2 protein-coding genes are annotated in these 1,137 nt (G+C 64.5%); both read right to left on the bottom strand.

The window, feature by feature from the left end; all coding sequences use genetic code 11:
- Positions 1 to 584: IS66 family transposase zinc-finger binding domain-containing protein (locus tag I6F38_RS43200; RefSeq protein ID WP_225164686.1), on the bottom strand; the 584-nt coding region annotated here is incomplete at its 3' end.
- 122 nt (positions 585 to 706) lie between these two features.
- Positions 707 to 1,063, bottom strand: a complete 357-nt coding sequence (gene tnpB, locus I6F38_RS43195; protein WP_225164685.1) for an IS66 family insertion sequence element accessory protein TnpB — start codon at positions 1,061 to 1,063, stop codon at positions 707 to 709.
- Between the last annotated feature and the right edge of the window lie 74 nt (positions 1,064 to 1,137).

The raw sequence follows: 1,137 nt of genomic DNA, 5'->3' as shown, positions 1-1,137 counted from the left end.
ACCCAGTCCGCCAGCGTCGAACGATCGAGCTCAATGCCCTGGCGGGCGTAAATCTGCGCCTGCCGGTAGAGCGGCAGGTGATCGGCATATTTGGACACCAGCACCTGGGCGACGGTGGCATCGGTTGGCAATCCGCCCTCGATCAGCCGGGCCGGGGCCGGCGCCTGCATGACGCCGTCCTCGCAAGCCCGGCAGGCGTATTTGGGACGCCGGGTCACGAGGATCCGGAACTGCGCCGGGACCAGGTCCAGCCGCTCGCTTCGATCCTCGCCGATCCGGTGTAACTCGCCCTGGCAACAGGGACAGGTCTTGCCCTCGATGTCGACGACGACCTCGATCCGCGGCAGGTGCGTCGGCAACGCGCCACGGTTGCCGCGGCGCGTGCGAGCCCGTGCCTCACGGCCTTCAGGTGCGCTGATGTCCTGCGCTGTCTCGCTGTAGGCTGCGACCTGCTCGACGTCTTCCAGGCCCAGCAGCATCTGATCTTCAGGCAGCGTCTCTGCCCGCCGGCCAAACCGATGCCGCTGCAATTCCTTGATGATCTGACGCAGTCGTTCGCTCTCGCACCGCTCGGCAAGCAGCATCGCTTTCAGCGTCTCAGGATCGTCAGGCAGGGCGTCACTCACACCCAATTCAGAGCATATTCGCCGCCATCTGGCGACACGTCCCACGCTCTTGATTCACTTCGCCGCAGTGCCGCTAACAACTATCCCGCTTGCGTTGGCGCCGGCGTCTCCCGCGCCTCATGCACAAGCCGCCAGTCGAGTCCTTCCAGCAGCGCAGACAATTGCGCCGCCGACAGACGCATCACGCCGTCCTCGACCTTCGGCCAGCGGAAGATCCCATCCTCGAGCCTTTTGGTGAACAGACACAGACCCGTTCCGTCCCAAAACACCAGCGTGATCCGATCCGCCCGCTTGGCCCTGAACACATAGACAGCGCCCGAGAATGGATCTGCCCGCATGCTCTCTCGTACCAAGGTCGCAAGCCCTTCCATCCCCTTGCGGAAGTCTACCGGTTTGGTCGCCACCATCACCCGGACCGCACCCGACGGACCAATCACCGGTTCGCCTTCAGTGCCTGAACGATCGACGCAATCATCGTCGGGTCCGCACCACGACCGGCCCGGATCGTGAT

This window comes from Bradyrhizobium sp. BRP56 (assembly GCF_020194035.1).
Lineage (GTDB): Bacteria > Pseudomonadota > Alphaproteobacteria > Rhizobiales > Xanthobacteraceae > Bradyrhizobium > Bradyrhizobium australafricanum.
Note: the sequence above shows the minus strand (reverse complement) of the source record. Positions and strands in the feature narration are given on the sequence as shown.